This is a genomic window from Clostridium sp. D46t1_190503_E9 (assembly GCF_015555225.1).
Taxonomy (GTDB): Bacteria; Bacillota; Clostridia; order Clostridiales; family Clostridiaceae; genus Clostridium.
Window position 1 is genome coordinate 48,997 of record NZ_JADNKB010000006.1, and the last position, 17,238, is coordinate 66,234.

Here is a 17,238-nt window from a genome sequence, read left to right on the forward strand (position 1 = left end):
ATACTATAAGTGTTAGGTTTTTCTTTTTTTAGTTAAATTTAAAAAATGATACAATTAAAATAACTTTAAAAATAATAGTAATAAATGGCGAATTATTAGAGGTAGGAGGAGGAAAATGAAAAGTTATTATGGAAATAGCTGGACGAAGGTAGTAGATTCACTTGGAAGCAATGTCAATAAAGGGCTTTACGAGTATGATTGTAACTTAAGAAAAGAAGAGGATGGGGATAATAAAATTTCGCTTCCATATTCTAGAGGGGTATTTAAATTAATATTAGATATTTTAAAAGAAAAATACTTGTACTTATATTTATTACTTATAACTATTTTTTTATTAAATAAATTTTACATAGTTAGTTTACTAACAATATTTTTACTATTATTTAATTTAGGGTTTAAATTATATCATGAGATTTCTAAGGAAAAAGAAATAGAAATTTTACAAAATTTAAATACTTCCCAAGTACTAGTTTTACGAGAAGGAATAGAGAAATTAGTGGAAGCAGAAGATTTAGTAAAAGGAGATATAGTTTATTTTAGAAAAAATTCTATAATTGCAGCTGATATTCGAATTATAGAGAGTGAAAATCTTAAAGTAGATGAAAGTAGTGTAACTGGAGATCGATTTTTAAAAGATAAATTTTCAACAAAGCTTGATAATGAAATATCATCTATTGGCGAAATGAGTAACATTCTTTTTAGAGGTTCTTTAGTAAAAGAAGGTTCAGGAAAAGGGATAGTTATAGGAGTTGGAAATAATACACAACTAGGAAAATTAATAAGAATAATAGATAATTCAAAGGGTAAAAAGGATATTGCTATAAATAAGGTGGAGGAAATTTTATTTAAACTTGTATTATGCCTAATTATTGTACAAGCAATTTTTATAGTTGCATTTCCTGGGAAATTAATTGACAAAAAACAACTATTTATACAAGGGGTATTTGCAATAATTTGTATTTTTGTTCCGATTATAATAACGTATTATGGAAAATACATAAAAGAAAAGATTCTAAGGGAAGATGATATTGAACTAACAAATTTTTCAGCCTTAGATTTAGTAAATGACATAAAAATATTTTTCTTGGACAAGCTTGGAACAATAACTAAAAAAGAATTGTTTTTAGATAAATTATACACAAATGAACAAATTTATAAATCTAATACAATAGATATTAATGATATAAATATAAAAAGACTTTTAGATATATCAATACTATGTAATAATGCAAAATACAATAATGATAATAATTGGTCAAAAGGAAACATGCTTGAAGTAGCATATGTAAAATATGGAGTTGAGAATTCTATTTTTAAAGGCAATTTAGAAAGTAAAAATAAAAGGAAATTCCAAATTGATAGAGGCTCTAATGAAAACATGATAACTACAGTGAATAAAAATAGAAATGGATATAGAGCAAATTCTAGAGGAAGTTTAGAAGCAATATTAAATAGTTGTACTCATATACTTATTAATGGAATAGAAAGAGAAATGTCTTCAGAAGATATAATGAAGATTAAACTTGCAGATTTGAATTTTTCAAAAGAAGGATTAATAACAGAAGCATTTGCATATAGAAGCTTTAATTATGAGCCTTCAGAATTTGAAAATATAGAAAGCAATTTGGTGTTTGTTGGGATTATGGCTCTAGAAAATCCTTTGATTGATGATGTAGTTGATGATATTGGAAGTATTATGGATCAAGGTGTGTTACCAATTATATTTACTGAGGATAATAAAATAGCTTCTGAAGTTCTTGGCAAAAAAATAGGTCTTATATCATCACTAGAACAAATAACTACAGGTGTTGAATTAGAATCTTTAAGTGAAGAGGAAATGCTTAGAGTTGTTTCTAAAACAAGGATTTATTGTAAGCTAAACCCTGAGCAAAAGAATAAAATTATATCATTATATAATACCGATGGATATAAATTTTCTATTGAAGGCGAAACATTAGGTGATATTTCTCTTATAAGCTTAGCAAGAGTTGGAATAGTTAAAGGAAAGCTATCCATGTTACTCAAAAAAATAGGAGATATATATACTTATAAAAGTAGTATTAAGGCTTTCTTTAAATTAAAAGAAAAACATGCTGAAGTAGAAGAGGGGATAAAAAGAGGAATAAGCATATACACCATAGCTATGCTATGTGAAATTGTATTTTTAAATTTAAAATATTATATAACAAGTGGACTAGTAGTAGACGAGTATTTTATTATATTAATGAATTTTTTTATGCTTTCACCTATAATAATCATAAATATGATATATGGGAATGATGTTTATAAAGGTAAAAAAGTAGCTTTAAGATGTATATTATTTTGTATTATACCTGTAGTTGCACTTTATTTTATAAAAGATAATTATGACATAATAGGATTTTCTTTAATGGGATTAATGCTGATTATAGATACTCTAATTAATTGTCGAATATTTAAAAGAGGAAATTTAAAAGGATTAAAGTTATTAGTATTAACTATATTCATTTATATAATATCTTTATTTATATTAATTATGATAACTAAATTTACTTACTCTATGATATTTGTTATTGTGATATCTTGGTTAATATTTATTTTTTTATTAGGAGATTTAATTATAAAAAAATGGTAAAAATTATTAATGAGGTGTTGCCATTTGGACTATGAAGAAAAAATAAATATATTACCATATATATTTATTACTTTTATATTATCAAGTTATATATTTATAATTTCAAATAAAAATATTTGGCTAGCAATACTTATTGCTAGCTGTTTTTTTATAATGCTAATATTCAAAATGAATTTGAGGTTAACTATTGTTCTTATAGCTTTCTTTTTTATACCTATAATTAATAATATTTATTATTATAATTTTGAGGTTCACGAAAAGGAAAATGTGCGAATAATATCGCTTAATTCTTATGGAGCAACTGCTGAGGTATCAAAAAGAAAGATATATTTAACTGGCAATTTAAAAAATGTTAAATTAGGAGAAAGGCTTATAATAACTGGAGAGTTTACTAAAGAAATAAATAAAGAAAAAGGGGTAATAGGAGAGTTTAAAGTAGATGAATTTAAGAAATTAAATGTTGATTTAAAAGGTAAAATATATAGGATGAGAGAGTATATATTTGATACATTAAAGGAAAAATTAGGATATAGAAGAGCGGCAATAGTTACATCTATATCATTTGGATATTCAGATTTTTTAGATAAAGATGATGAAGAAGATATGAAAAATCTGGGGGTACTTCATGCAATTTCTGTATCAGGCCTTCATATGGTTTTAGTTTACTCTATATTAAAAAAGATATTTGGAAGCAAACTTGCTCCTATAGTTTCTATAATCTATGTAATATTTACAGGTGCTGCTTTATCAACTGTAAGGTCCTATATAATGATGTTATTTATGGGATTAGCAACTCCTTTAAAAAGAAATTACAATCCACTTGCATCATTATCTATGGCTGGTATTGTATTGGTTTTATATAAGCCATATAGCATATTTGAAGTAGGCTTTCAATTAAGTTTTTTAGCTACTCTTGGAATAATAATATTTAATAAAACAATAAATAAAAAGTTATATAGATTTCCTAAGTTTTTAAGGGAAGGTGTATCTATTTGTTTATCATCACAAATTTTTACATTTCCAATTTTAATAATATATTTTAAAGAGTTCTCTTTGGGGTTTCTTATGGGAAATTTAATACTCTTACCTTTAATAAATATAGTAGTTGTACTAGGAAATTTATTAGCTATTTTAGTTAAAGTTAACCTTCTGTTTAACTATATATCATTTATAACTTATTATGTAACTCTATTTATAGATATATCAACAGAGTGGCTACTAAATATAACACCAAATTCTTTATATTTAAATGAAATAGTAATTATATGCTATATTGTTATGTGGATTACATGTTACTTTTATTATAAAGGCTATGGAAGGGTTATTTATTTCCCTCTAATACTAGTTTTCTATTATTACATACTAGTATATAGCCCATTTCCTAAGATAGAATATTATAAAGATGGAATAATATCAATAAGTTTTAAAGGAGAGCGTAGTGTAGTTGCTTTGAAAAAAAGTGTGAATTTAGAAAAATATAAAATAGTAACTTTATCACAAAATTCATATAATAATTTTAATACTATAAGAATAAGTGATGGTTATCAAATGTTAAAAGATAATAAAGATATTATATTAAAAGGTAGAAATAAGAATTATGTACTTAAGATATCAAAAGGGAAAAATGATTTTAATTATGATATAATAGATTTTAAGTCAAGTAATTATGGTAAGATAATTTTGCTTGAAAATAATATTTTAGTATTTAATTAAAGAAAGGTAGATTAAGTTGATAGATTTTGATGCACTAGAAGGTGAAGTTAAAAAGAGTAAAATAGAAAATTCTTATATTTTTTGTGGTTTAGATGAGGAACTTATAAAAGAAGGAATAAACTTAATTGTAAATGATACTGTAGATAAATCTTTACTAGATTTAAATTATATAAGGTTAGATGGATTAACTACAAATCTTGATGAAATTATGAATGCTTGTGAAACAATGCCTTTTATGGGGGATAAAAAAGTTGTAGTTGTATATAGAGCAGCGTTTTTAAAAGATAAAACAGATAGTGCAAACACTAAAACTTATAATGAAGTATTAAAATATCTAAAGGATTTACCACCTTATACAGTACTAATAATGTATTATTTATTTAATGATAAAAGAGATACTCCTAAAAAGAATAATAAAATAAAATCCTTAGATAAAGTTTCTAAAGTAGTTTATTTTGATAGGCTTAAAAAAGATAGGTATTATAAAAAAGTAGAGGAAGTATTTAAAGCTAATGGAAAAGAAATAGGAAAGATAGAAGCACGATATTTTGCTGAAAAGGTCCAAAATAATTTTGATATAATTAAGAGGGAAGCAGATAAGATTATATCCTATACTAATGGAGCTCAAATAACTAAAAGAGACATAGATAAGCTTATAGCTAATTCTAGTGAAGATGATATATTCGATTTAATTGATTTAATATCTCAAAGAAAAGTAGAAAGAGCAATTGATTTATTAGATGAATTATTATTTAAAAGCGATCAACATATGCTGATAATAAGCAATATAGAAAATAATTTCAAAAGACTATATGAAATTAAAGTTCTTAGTCAAAATGGAGTTAATATAAATGATCTTGCAAGTAAGTATAGGCTACCAACTTTCATATGCGAAAAGCTTGTTAACCAATGTAATAAATTTACTATAAAGCAATTGCAAAAATTAATGGAAATTTGTTTAGAAACTGAAAAAAAGCTGAAAACATCTGGTGTAGATAAAACTATGGAGATGGAACTAATGCTTTTTAATATATTTATGGTAAAGTAATCATAAAAAATAATAGCCGGTCCAATGGACCGGCTTCTTATTTGATTACGCCATAGCGTTTAACTTTGCAGCTAATCTTGATTTCTTTCTAGCTACCATGTTCTTGTGACATACTCCTTTTTGAGCTGCCATGTCTAAAGCTTTAACAGCCTTAGGGAAAAGAACGTTAGCTTCTTCTGCATTATTTGCAGCAACAGCAGTTTCAAACTTCTTTATAGCAGTCTTTAAAGCTGATTTTATCATTCTGTTTTGAGCAGTTTTAGCTTCTGTAACTTTAATTCTCTTTTTTGCTGATTTAATATTTGCCATTCTAAATTCACCCCCTTAATAATTTTATAGGGTCTCTTTGCAGTTTTGGGGAAATCTGCGTTCGAGTTCGTTTTTAACATACTAGATTATATCATTGAAAGTTTATAAGTTCAAGTATTAAATTATAACATTAAGGAAAAATAAGAGGGATGGAAGATTTTTAGGAGGTATTTTTATGATAAATGTAAGAACAGATTTAGCTATAGAAGCACGAGATATGTATACAAAAGAAAATAAAAGAGATCTTGATGGAGTTATTGTAGAAGAAGAGAAGGAAGATGATATAAAAATAACTACAGTAACTATAGAAAGTGACGAAGCAGGAAAGGAGCTTGGAAAACCTAAAGGGAATTATATTACTATAGATTTCCCGGAATTCACACATTATGATGGAGAATCTATGGATAAAGTTTCTAAGGTTGTTGACAATGTATTAAAAAGATTGGTTGATATATCAGAAGATAAGACAGCTTTAGTAGTTGGACTTGGAAACTGGAATGTAACTCCTGATGCACTTGGGCCAAAGGTAACAGAAAAAATTATGGTAACTAGACATTTGAAACAAGTTATGCCAGATGCGATAGATGATTCAGTGAGACCAGTTTGTTGTATATCTCCAGGCGTTCTAGGTGTTACTGGAATAGAAACAGGAGAAATAGTGAAATCTTTAGTAGATAGAATAAAGCCAGATTTAGTTATATGTATAGATGCATTAGGCTCTAGAAAGTTAGAAAGAGTTAATAGAACTATTCAAATAAGTGATACTGGAATTTCTCCAGGAGCAGGTGTTGGTAATCATAGGATGAAAATAAACGAAGAAGTATTAGGAGTAAAGGTTATTGCAATTGGAGTTCCAACTGTGGTTCATGCATCAACAATAGCAAATGATACTATTGATTTACTACTTGATGAACTTATAAGTAAGGCTGAAAGTGGAAAAGAATTTTATAATATGCTAAAATCAGTAGATAAAGTAGAAAAAAGCGCTTTAATAAAGGAAATACTAGATCCTTTTGTTGGAGATTTAATGGTAACACCTAAAGATGTGGATGCAGTTATAGAGTCTTTAGCTAAAATAATTGCTAATGGAATAAATATGGCAGTACAACCAAACTTAGATATGGAAGACATAAATAAATTTATGAATTAATCAAATAAATTTTGATAAAAGTATTAATAATTATGTAACTCCCTTAATATAAATAATAGAGAGAAGGGGGAGTTGCCGTTGTATTCATTAAGACAAACTATACCTAAACAAAAATCAAGAGGTGTTAGAGGAAAACCAGCTTCTGCTAAACCTAATTTTAATGTTGGATATGCAATAATTATACTTGCTGTTATTGTGTTTTTTATAAGAGCAATGGGAGTTATAAATAAGTACAATGAACGAGGTGGTTATGCATATGTTCAAATGTTAAACTTTACTATGCCAGTTGTGAAAACTCAAGTATATGATGAAGGCGAATATGTAGAAAATAACCTTTCAGTAAAAAATGTAGTTTTAGAAGCTTTAGGTCTTAGAGGGTTTAGTACTTATGGAATAGTTGGAAGAGAAATAAGTTTATTTAAAGATAGTACTTTAGGGGATTCTATTTTAGGATCAGCAATAAAAAAATTAACACCATTTTCATTAAAAAATGATAGTATAGCTAAAATGACTTCAGAGGATATTGCGGAATTAAATAAAGTAAGTGCAGCATATGATCCAAGTTTAAAGAAAGTATTAGATAACTCAAAGCCAGAAATTCTTATATTCCATACACATACAACGGAAAACTATGCTGAAGCGGGAAAAGATACTACAGATAGTAATTTTAACGTTGTAGGTGTTGGTGATGTTTTAGCAAAAGAGCTTGAAGAAGGATATGGAATATCAGTAATGCATGATAAAACAAATCATAGTGTTTCTTATAATGATAGTTATACAAGATCGAATGAAACTTTAAGAAAGTACTTGGATAAATATGGAGATTTTAAAATAATCATAGATTTGCACAGAGACAGTGTATCTAATAAAGATGCAGTTACAGTTAATTTAAATAACCAAAATTTAGCTAAGATGATGTTTGTTACAGGACAAAACAGTACAAGATATTCAGCTAATAAAGCTTTAGTTGATGAATTGTATAATACAGCTAATACCCTATTTCCAGGAATAATTAGAAATACTTATGAATATGAAATTGCAGCAACTTCTATTAATTATAGTTTAAGTGATAATTTTGTACTTATAGAAGTAGGAGCAAATGTAAATACTGCTCAAGAAGCAAAATTAACTGCAAAATATATAGCAAGAGTATTGGCAGAACATTTAAATAGGAATTAAATTGAATAAAAGTTGATATTTATGAGCATCCTTTTAGATAATAAAAAAACTAGGGGGTGCTTTTTTGTTTAATAAAAAAGTCTTAATAGGAACAATAATTTTTTCCTTGTTAGTTTTCATTGGCTTTGTCCAAATTAATATTGTAAATACTAGAGCATTATCACCAATTGGTAATGGTGAAGATAACTATCAATTAGTAAAAGAAGAATTTGGAGAAGATTTTGAGGAATTTATAAGAGATAATGCAGAAGTTAAAATTTATACTACTGATGAAAATAATGAAAATACAACTATAAAAGTATCAGATAAAGAGTTTATGATAAATGCTAATAATCCAATAACAGAAAAAATTTATATGTTAGGAAGTAATATATATAATGGGTTTAATAGTATAAAGAATAAAATTAATGAGAAAATAAAGAGTGATTATAAAGATGAAGAAATAAACTCTATAAATGAAAGCAATGAAGAAAATGGAGATAGTAAAGAAGGTTCAAATGATACAGAAGGTGTAAATGATAAAGAAAGTGAATCTAGTGATAAGGATAAAAATACAAACTCTAATACAACTAATGATAAATTAGACAAAATAGTTGATGACTTTTTAGAGAAATCTAATTAAATATAGTATTTTACAGGGTTTAACAACTTCATATTTATATTGACATGTATCCTAGGCATTGTGATATAATTTACTTTGATTTAATTATAATGGGGGTGAAGTGACTATTAACCAAAAATCCGGTTGTAGTTTTATATATGAGTAGTAATAGACAAAAACATATTAGAAATTTTTCAATAGTTGCCCATATAGATCATGGGAAGTCAACCCTAGCGGATAGATTATTAGAAGCCACAGGAACTCTAACACAAAGAGAAATGGAAGAGCAAATCCTTGACAATATGGAAATAGAAAGAGAAAGAGGAATAACTATTAAGTCTCAAGCAGCAAGACTTATATATAGAAGATCAGATGGAGAAGAGTATATATTAAACTTAATAGATACTCCTGGTCACGTAGATTTTACATATGAAGTTTCAAGAAGCTTAGCTGCATGTGAAGGTGCAATATTAGTTGTAGATGCTACACAAGGTGTTCAAGCACAAACTTTAGCTAATTGTTATTTAGCATTAAACAATGATTTGGAAATAGCTCCAGTAATAAATAAAGTTGACTTACAATCTGCAAGACCAGATGAAGTTAAACAAGAAATAGAAGATATAATAGGAATAGAGGCACAAGATGCTCCAATGATTTCTGCTAAAACAGGGTTAAATATAGGAGATGTTTTAGAAACAGTAGTAGAAAATATACCTGCGCCAGATGGAGATGAAGATGCACCTCTTAAAGCTTTAATATTTGATTCATATTATGATAGTTATAAGGGTGTTGTTTCATATGTAAGAATATTCGATGGTGTAGTTAAGCCAGGAACTAAAATTAAGTTAATGGCTACAAATAAGGTATGCGAAGTTACAGAAGTAGGTGTATTTACTCCTAAGACACTACCGATAGGTGAATTACGTGCAGGAGATGTAGGATATATCGCTGCATCTATTAAAAATGTAAGAGATGCAAGAGTTGGTGATACTATAACTGAAGCAGATAGACCAACAGCTGAAGCTATGCCAGGATATAAGCCAGCCGTACCAATGGTATATTCAGGAATTTATCCTGTAGATGGAGCAAAATACCAAGAGCTTAAAGATGCTTTAGAAAAGCTTCAAATAAACGATGCTGCTTTAAGTTTTGAGCCAGAAACATCTATAGCTTTAGGGTTTGGATTTAGATGTGGATTCTTAGGATTATTACATATGGAAATAATTCAAGAAAGAATTGAAAGAGAATTTAATTTAGATATAATTACAACTGCACCATCAGTTATATACAAGGTAATAAAAACTAATGGTGATATAATAGAACTTACAAATCCTACAAACCTTCCAGAAGCAACAGAAATAGAATACATGGAGGAGCCAATAGTTAAGGCAAGTATAATAGCACCTTCTGATTATGTTGGAGCTGTAATGGAATTATGTCAAGAAAGAAGAGGAACCTTTATTGACATGCAATATTTAGAGGAAACAAGAGTTTCTATAAATTATGATATTCCATTAAATGAAATAGTATATGATTTCTTTGATACATTAAAATCTAGAACAAGAGGATATGCATCATTAGATTATGAATTTAAGGGATATACTCAAACTGAGCTAGTTAAGCTTGATATAATGTTAAATGGAGATGTTGTAGATGCTTTATCTATGATAGTACCAAGAGAAAAAGCTTACGAAAAAGGAAGAGGAATTGCTGAAAAGCTAAAAGAAATAATTCCTAGACAAATGTTTGAAGTTCCAATTCAAGCAGCAGTTGGTTCAAAGATAATAGCAAGAGAAACAGTTAAGGCTATGAGAAAAGACGTTCTTGCTAAATGTTATGGTGGAGATATATCAAGAAAGAAGAAACTATTAGAAAAGCAAAAAGAAGGAAAGAAGAGAATGAGACAAGTGGGGTCAGTTGAAATACCACAAGAAGCATTCATGGCAGTTCTTAAAGTAGATAAATAAATTTAAATATCAAAAAGGCTAAGTTTCATAAGGAGACTTAGCCTTTTTGATAGATAACTGTAAGAGTAAGGTGGTAATATTATAGTTTATTATATTCAAGTTTATCTAAAATTGTGAATGCGAATTATTTTAAATAAATGTTTTCGATGTAATTGTATAAAGATGATAAGTCATAAGTATCAGCTACTAACTTTAAATAAGGAATAAATTTATAATCATCCATTTCAATAAACTTAGATATTTTTGGATTTATTCTAAAATATTTAGATTTTAGAATTTCTTTGCAGTACATGTCTTCTAAATCTGACATCCCATCCATTAAAAGAGCTAATAATGGGGATTTCATTTTAGCTAATGGGTGGAATGACCATTGAAGTATTCCCCATTTTTCCGTTTTGCCATTGATTTTTTCAGGACTATCACCAGTACCTATTGAAAGTAGTCTTATTTGATCTAGGCTATAAGAAGGGCCAAGAGAGGCCAAAGCAGTTAATAATGAAATAGCAGTAGGAGAATTAGCAATAACGCCACCATCTATAAAACCCTTATATGATGGAAAGTATGTAGGAGCAGCTGAACTTGATAAAATAGTATCTTTTACACTAAAATCACATGTTGAATTTTTAGATAAATTATTAAAAAATACTGGTTCCCAAGAATTTCCGGTTAATCCCTTTACATGAAATGCGGGAATAAAAATAAATTTTTTTAAGTCTCCAATTTTTAGATTATCATCGAAATAATTCGAGATAATATTCTCTAAATTAATATTATTAAACTTCGGACGAAATAGATTAAAATGAGAGGGAGAAAAAATTTTTTTTGCAGTAGGATTACTATATAAATTATTTATTTCATTAATAGAAACCCCTGTTGCTAATAAGGAAGCAATTATTGAACCAGTTGAAGTACCGGTAAATAAGTCAACTTTATCTAAAAAGTTTGGATATTTAGAACAAATTCTACTTAAAATTTCTACACTTAAGGCACCCTTAATTCCACCACCATCGAAGGCGAGTATTTTAAATGTTTTCAAAATAGACATCTCCTTATACAAACTATTTTTTTAGTGGTAATCTATAAATAATATATTCAATAAAAGAATTATTGATATATAGTACAATAAAAATTTAGCTATTGTATGCCATTATTTGAATATAAAAATTTTTATAAAATTAACTACTTAATAAATATATTAGTAATTAAAGTTAATAAAAGAAAATATACTTAAATTGTATAAAATATTTAAGTGGGGTGTATATTATGTTAGAGGCAAAATTGAGAGACGTAAAGAAGAAGGGAAAGGTATTAAGAAATTCGGGTCTAGTAACTGGTACTATTAAAAGAAAAAATGGAGAAATATCATTAATATCAATGGTTGGTTATAAATTAGAAACATATATTTCAAGAAATGGATTAAAAACAAGAATGAAAATAAATTTTGAAGGCGATATAATTGATACAATTATTGAAAGAGCTCAGAAGGATGTAGTGTTACACAATATTATTAATATAGATCTTATAGAAGTATAAAAATAGGAGAATAAATTATATTATATAATTTATTCTCCTATTTTTATCTTTTCATTTTAATGCATTTCTGTATAATAGCAATAAAGAGAAATTTAAATGATAGAAAGAGTGATTAGAGAAATGAAAGATTTAAAAGAAGTAGCACTTTATATACATATACCATTTTGTAAACAAAAATGTTTTTACTGTGATTTCCCTTCTTATGCCTCATTAGATCATCTTAAAGATGATTATGTAGAGGCATTATGTAAGGAGATAGAAGAAAAAGTAATAGATTATAAAATTAAAAGCATATTTATAGGTGGAGGAACTCCATCATATTTAGAGACTAATCAAATATATAAATTATTGAAAACTATAAGTAAACTTAATTTAACAGAAAATATGGAATTTACAATGGAATGTAATCCTGGAGCCTTGGAAAAAGAGAAATTAGAAACTATGCTAAGAGGTGGAGTAAATAGAATAAGCATGGGACTTCAAGCAGTACAAAATTCACTTTTAAAGGATATAGGAAGAATACATAGTTTTAAGCAATTTGAAGAAAATTTCAATTTAGCTAGGGAGGTTGGATTTAAAAATATAAATGTTGATTTGATGTTTGGATTACCAAATCAAAAAGTAGATGAATGGAAAGAATCTTTAGAAGTAATTGCAAAGTTAAATCCAGAGCATATTTCTGCTTATAGCCTAATAATAGAGGAAGGAACAGCATTTTATAAATTATGGGAAAGAAATAAACTAATATTACCGTCAGAAGATGAAGAAAGAGAGATGTATTCAATTACTAAGGAAATACTTAAGGAGCATGGATACGAGCAGTATGAAATATCTAATTATGCGAAATCAGGATATGAATGCTATCATAATAAGGTTTATTGGCAATGTGATGACTATTTAGGAGTTGGATCTGCTTCAAGTTCGTTTATTGATGGTAAAAGAATAAAAAATATAGAAAATGTGAAACTCTATATAGAAAAAATTAATAATAATGAAAGTATTATAGAAGAAATAATTAAAAACTCTAAAGAAGATAATATAGAAGAGTTTATATTTATGGGACTTAGAATGAATAAGGGGATAAGCCTTAATGAATTCAAAAAAAGATTTGGAATAGATATAAATAGTATATATAAAGATATTATAGAGAAAAATATAAATAAAAAATTACTCGTATTAGAAAAGGATAATTTAAGGTTAACTGACAAGGGAATTGAGTTATCTAATTTAGTTATGAGTGACTTCATACTGTAAAATGTGGTACGTAGAAAACGAGAGCGTGTTTTAGAAAACGAAAGAAAAATAAAAATAAATTAATAAAATTAAATGAGATTATTTAATTTATCAGTTATTCCAATTGACAAAAAAGGTAATAAGGAATATATTGATATTGTAGTCATTAGCACTCGACGATAATGAGTGCTAACAGATAGAGGTGATGTAATGGCTATTGATGAAAGAAAAATAAAAATACTTCAGGCTATCATTAATGACTATATCATGACAGGGGAACCAGTAGGTTCAAGAACAATAGCTAAGAAATATGATTTAGGAGTTGGATCAGCAACAATAAGAAATGAAATGGCTGATCTAGAGGAAATGGGTTATCTAGAACAACCACATACATCCGCAGGTAGAATACCTTCTAATAAAGGATATAGGCTATATGTAGATAAGTTAATGGAAACTGGAAGATTAACTCGAGAAGAGGAACTCAAAATAAGGGAGTACATTATAAATTCAGCAATGTATGAGGTTGATAAGATAGTAAAGCAAGCTTGTTCATTGTTATCAGAGCTTACTAATTTAACGACTGTAGTACAGACTCCATCTGTGAGAAGTAGCTATATAAGATCTATTCAATTGCTCGCTATTGATAGTCATAATTTGGTTTCAGTAATAGTAGCAGATAGTGGAATTATTAAGAATCATAGAATAAGAGTAAACAATATGCCAAAGCCTGAAACTATTCAAATGATAAATGAAGTCTTAAATATGAGGCTAAGAAATTTAACCATTGAAGAAATTAACTTGGAAGTAATTAATAAGCTCAAAGTAGAATTAAATGGCTATGATGAACTATTTAATGGAATATTACCAGCTCTATATGAAACATTAAAAGAAGCTAACAATACAGAAGTGTTTGTTGAAGGTGCTACAAATATTTTTAATTATCCTGAGTATAATAATATCGAAAAGGCTAAGGAAATTCTTTCTTTAATTAATGATAAGGACAATTTGATAGATTTGATAGAACCTAGTAGTGATATAACCATAAAAATAGGCGATGAAAATTATTTTCCAGAGGCTAAGGAGTGCTCAATTATATCGGCGGAATATTCATTAGATGGAAGACCGATTGGTAAGATTGGATTAATTGGACCAAAGAGGATAAATTACTCTAAGGTTATAGCTATTATGGGGCAAGTTATGAAGGAGTTAAATAAGAGCTTAAGAAATCAAATTATAGAATAAAAGAGATGAGGTGTTGTTGTGGAAGATAACAAAGAAGTAATAGAAGACTTAGAAGAAACAATTGAAGCAGAAAATGTTGAAGATATAAATTCTACTACAGAAGAAGTAGAACAAGAAACAGATCAATCTTCAGATGATATAGTTGAAGAAAATAATGATAAGGAAAATGATCTAGATATTATGAGAAAATTAAAAGATGAAAATAAGAAGCTAAATAATGAAGTTGAAGCTTTGAAAGAAAGATTACTTAGAATATCAGCAGAATATGACAATTACAGAAAAAGAACAACTAAAGAAAAAGAAGGCATTTATACAGATGCATGTACAGATGTATTAAAAGAAATGATACCAGTACTAGATACATTAGAAAGAGCAATAGCTGTTGAAGGAAGTGTGGAAGACTTTAAAAAAGGAATAGACATGACTATAAAAGGATTTAAAGGCTCTTTTGAAAAATTAGGAGTTGAAGAAATAGATGCAACTGGTGAATTCGATCCAAATCTTCATCAAGCAGTCATGCACGTTCAAGATGAATCACTTGGTACTAACTCAGTAGTTGAAGTATTCCAAAAGGGATATAAAAGAGGCGAAAAGATAATTAGACATACAATGGTAAAAGTAGCTAATTAATTATTGATATTAACTAAACTTATATTAAAAAGATAGTTTTTAGGAGGAAATATATTATGGGAAAAATAATAGGAATTGATTTAGGAACAACTAACTCATGTGTAGCTGTTATGGAAGGTGGAGAACCAGTAGTAATCAGCAATTCAGAAGGTGCAAGAACTACTCCTTCAGTAGTTTCATTCCAAGCAAATGGAGAAAGATTAGTAGGGCAAGTAGCTAAAAGACAAGCGATTACAAACCCAGATAAAACAATAATATCAATAAAGAGACATATGGGTACAAATTATAAAGTTAATATAGATGGTAAAGATCATTCACCACAAGAAATATCAGCAATGGTACTTCAAAAAATAAAGGCTGATGCAGAAGCTTATTTAGGTGAATCAGTAACTCAAGCAGTTATAACAGTTCCTGCATATTTTAATGATTCAGAAAGACAAGCGACTAAAGATGCTGGTAAAATAGCTGGATTAGAAGTATTAAGAATAATAAATGAACCTACAGCTGCAGCTTTAGCTTATGGTTTAGATAAAATGGATACAAACCAAAAAATCTTTGTTTATGACTTAGGTGGTGGTACATTCGACGTATCTATCCTAGAACTTGGTGATGGAGTATTCGAAGTTTTATCAACAAATGGAGATACTAAATTAGGTGGAGATGACTTTGACCAAAGAATAATGGATCATATAGCTGAAACATTTAAAGCTGAAAATGGAATAGATTTAAGAAATGATAAAATGGCACTTCAAAGATTAAAAGAAGCTGCTGAAAAAGCTAAGATTGAATTATCATCATCAATGCAAACAAACATTAACTTACCATTTATAACAGCTGATGCAACAGGTCCAAAGCATATTGATATGAACTTAACTAGAGCTAAATTCAATGAAATTACACATGATTTAGTTCAAAGATCAATAGAACCAATGAAGAAAGCTTTATCAGATGCTAACCTTTCATTAAGCGACATCAATAAAGTAATATTAGTTGGTGGATCAACAAGAATTCCAGCTGTTGTAGAAGCAGTTAAAAACTTTACAGGAAAAGAACCTTCAAAGGGAGTAAACCCAGATGAATGTGTTGCAGTTGGAGCAGCTATTCAAGCAGGTGTATTAACTGGAGAAGTTAAAGATGTATTATTACTAGATGTTACTCCATTAACATTAGGAATTGAAACATTAGGCGGAGTTGCTACACCACTTATTGAAAGAAATACTACAATTCCAGCTAAGAAGAGTCAAACATTCTCAACTGCAGCAGATGGTCAAACATCAGTTGAAATTCACGTGGTTCAAGGTGAAAGACAAATGGCAGCTGACAATAAGACTTTAGGTAGATTTACATTATCAGGTATTGCACCAGCTCCAAGAGGAATTCCTCAAATTGAAGTTACATTTGATATAGATGCAAATGGATTAGTTAAAGTATCAGCAGTTGATAAGGCAACTAATAAAGAAGCTAATATAACTATTACAGCTTCAACTAACTTAAGCGAATCTGAAGTAGAAGCAGCAGTAAAAGAAGCAGAAAGATTTGCTGAAGAAGATAAGAAGAGAAAAGAAAAAATAGAAGTCAAGAATAATGCAGATCAAGTTGCATATCAAACAACTAAAACTTTAGAAGAACTTGGTGATAAGGTAACAGCTGACGATAAAGCTAAGATCGAAGCTAAACTTGATGAATTAAATAAAGTTAAAGATGGCGAAGATTTAGAAGCTATCAAGAAAGCAATGGATGAATTAAATCAAGAATTCTATGCAATATCATCTAAGATATATGCTGATGCTAATGCAAATGGTGCAGCAGGAGCAGGATTTGATCCAAACAACATGGGAGGAGCAGGTGCAAGCCAAACTCCACACGATGATAATGTTGTAGATGCAGATTTTGAAGTTAAAGAAGATAAATAATACTTTGAGACAATAAATAGTTGTAACCTATTAGTCTAATAGATATAATATATGAGGGAAGGCAAGAGTCGTCTTCCCTTTTATAAAGTAAAAAAATGGTGGTGAA

Annotated in this window: 14 protein-coding genes; 12 read left to right on the forward strand and 2 right to left on the reverse strand. The window is 28.1% G+C overall.

Annotated features, from left to right (window positions below; genetic code table 11):
- The first annotated feature begins 115 nt into the window (after nt 1-115).
- The 3 genes from I2E83_RS08375 to holA all read left to right on the forward strand — a co-directional run bounded on the left by I2E83_RS08375 (nt 116) and on the right by holA (nt 5,375).
- Nucleotides 116-2,614 (forward strand): cation-transporting P-type ATPase, encoded by a 2,499-nt coding sequence (locus tag I2E83_RS08375; RefSeq protein ID WP_195429404.1) that lies wholly within the window; start codon nt 116-118, stop codon nt 2,612-2,614.
- 267 nt (nt 2,615-2,881) lie between these two features.
- Nucleotides 2,882-4,327: a ComEC/Rec2 family competence protein gene (locus tag I2E83_RS08380; RefSeq protein WP_347708057.1), complete on the forward strand. Its 1,446-nt coding sequence runs from the start codon at nt 2,882-2,884 to the stop codon at nt 4,325-4,327.
- A 16-nt stretch (nt 4,328-4,343) separates the two neighbouring features.
- Nucleotides 4,344-5,375, forward strand: a complete 1,032-nt coding sequence (gene holA, locus I2E83_RS08385) for a DNA polymerase III subunit delta (RefSeq protein ID WP_195263252.1) — start codon at nt 4,344-4,346, stop codon at nt 5,373-5,375.
- A gap of 45 nt (nt 5,376-5,420) precedes the next feature.
- On the opposite strand, the gene rpsT is transcribed toward holA, so the two are convergent.
- Nucleotides 5,421-5,684, reverse strand: a complete 264-nt coding sequence (gene rpsT, locus I2E83_RS08390) for a 30S ribosomal protein S20 (protein ID WP_008677290.1) — start codon at nt 5,682-5,684, stop codon at nt 5,421-5,423.
- A gap of 175 nt (nt 5,685-5,859) precedes the next feature.
- On the opposite strand from rpsT, the gene gpr reads away from it, so the two are divergent.
- The 4 genes from gpr (at nt 5,860) to lepA (ending at nt 10,581) form a co-directional block, all read left to right on the forward strand.
- Nucleotides 5,860-6,834, forward strand: coding sequence for a GPR endopeptidase (gene gpr, locus I2E83_RS08395; RefSeq protein WP_195263253.1), 975 nt, complete (start codon nt 5,860-5,862; stop codon nt 6,832-6,834).
- A 78-nt stretch (nt 6,835-6,912) separates the two neighbouring features.
- The gene (locus I2E83_RS08400; protein WP_195263254.1) at nt 6,913-8,013 is read left to right on the forward strand and encodes a stage II sporulation protein P; all 1,101 of its coding nucleotides are present in this window, start codon (nt 6,913-6,915) and stop codon (nt 8,011-8,013) included.
- Nucleotides 8,014-8,077: 64 nt separating this feature from the next.
- On the forward strand, nt 8,078-8,635 hold the full coding sequence (locus tag I2E83_RS08405) for a hypothetical protein (RefSeq protein ID WP_195263255.1): 558 nt from the start codon (nt 8,078-8,080) through the stop codon (nt 8,633-8,635).
- Nucleotides 8,636-8,772: 137 nt separating this feature from the next.
- Complete coding sequence (gene lepA / locus I2E83_RS08410; protein ID WP_195263256.1) at nt 8,773-10,581, forward strand: translation elongation factor 4; 1,809 nt, start codon at nt 8,773-8,775, stop codon at nt 10,579-10,581.
- Between the two features lie 124 nt (nt 10,582-10,705).
- Here lepA and I2E83_RS08415 read toward each other — a convergent pair whose 3' ends face one another.
- Nucleotides 10,706-11,617 (reverse strand): patatin-like phospholipase family protein, encoded by a 912-nt coding sequence (locus I2E83_RS08415; RefSeq protein ID WP_195429407.1) that lies wholly within the window; start codon nt 11,615-11,617, stop codon nt 10,706-10,708.
- A 227-nt stretch (nt 11,618-11,844) separates the two neighbouring features.
- Here I2E83_RS08415 and I2E83_RS08420 point away from each other — a divergent pair, with 227 nt between their 5' ends.
- From I2E83_RS08420 to dnaK, 5 genes are all read left to right on the forward strand, one after another.
- The gene (locus I2E83_RS08420) at nt 11,845-12,114 is read left to right on the forward strand and encodes a hypothetical protein (protein WP_195429409.1); all 270 of its coding nucleotides are present in this window, start codon (nt 11,845-11,847) and stop codon (nt 12,112-12,114) included.
- Between the two features lie 120 nt (nt 12,115-12,234).
- On the forward strand, nt 12,235-13,368 hold the full coding sequence (hemW, locus tag I2E83_RS08425) for a radical SAM family heme chaperone HemW (RefSeq protein ID WP_195429569.1): 1,134 nt from the start codon (nt 12,235-12,237) through the stop codon (nt 13,366-13,368).
- A gap of 189 nt (nt 13,369-13,557) precedes the next feature.
- On the forward strand, nt 13,558-14,589 hold the full coding sequence (gene hrcA / locus I2E83_RS08430) for a heat-inducible transcriptional repressor HrcA (RefSeq protein WP_195263382.1): 1,032 nt from the start codon (nt 13,558-13,560) through the stop codon (nt 14,587-14,589).
- An 18-nt stretch (nt 14,590-14,607) separates the two neighbouring features.
- Entirely contained in the window at nt 14,608-15,219 is a 612-nt protein-coding gene (gene grpE / locus I2E83_RS08435) for a nucleotide exchange factor GrpE (RefSeq protein WP_195263259.1), read from the forward strand.
- Between the two features lie 56 nt (nt 15,220-15,275).
- Nucleotides 15,276-17,132: a molecular chaperone DnaK gene (gene dnaK, locus I2E83_RS08440; protein ID WP_195263260.1), complete on the forward strand. Its 1,857-nt coding sequence runs from the start codon at nt 15,276-15,278 to the stop codon at nt 17,130-17,132.
- Nucleotides 17,133-17,238: the final 106 nt, after the last annotated feature.

Excerpts from the sequence above, each read along its gene's own strand:
- I2E83_RS08375 (WP_195429404.1), top strand. The coding sequence starts at position 116 with ATGAAAAGTTATTATGGAAATAGCTGGACGAAGGTAGTAGATTCACTT.
- rpsT (WP_008677290.1), bottom strand. The coding sequence starts at position 5,684 with ATGGCAAATATTAAATCAGCAAAAAAGAGAATTAAAGTTACAGAAGCT.
- gpr (WP_195263253.1), top strand. The coding sequence starts at position 5,860 with ATGATAAATGTAAGAACAGATTTAGCTATAGAAGCACGAGATATGTAT.
- lepA (WP_195263256.1), top strand. The coding sequence starts at position 8,773 with ATGAGTAGTAATAGACAAAAACATATTAGAAATTTTTCAATAGTTGCC.
- I2E83_RS08420 (WP_195429409.1), top strand. The coding sequence starts at position 11,845 with ATGTTAGAGGCAAAATTGAGAGACGTAAAGAAGAAGGGAAAGGTATTA.
- hemW (WP_195429569.1), top strand. The coding sequence starts at position 12,235 with ATGAAAGATTTAAAAGAAGTAGCACTTTATATACATATACCATTTTGT.
- hrcA (WP_195263382.1), top strand. The coding sequence starts at position 13,558 with ATGGCTATTGATGAAAGAAAAATAAAAATACTTCAGGCTATCATTAAT.
- dnaK (WP_195263260.1), top strand. The coding sequence starts at position 15,276 with ATGGGAAAAATAATAGGAATTGATTTAGGAACAACTAACTCATGTGTA.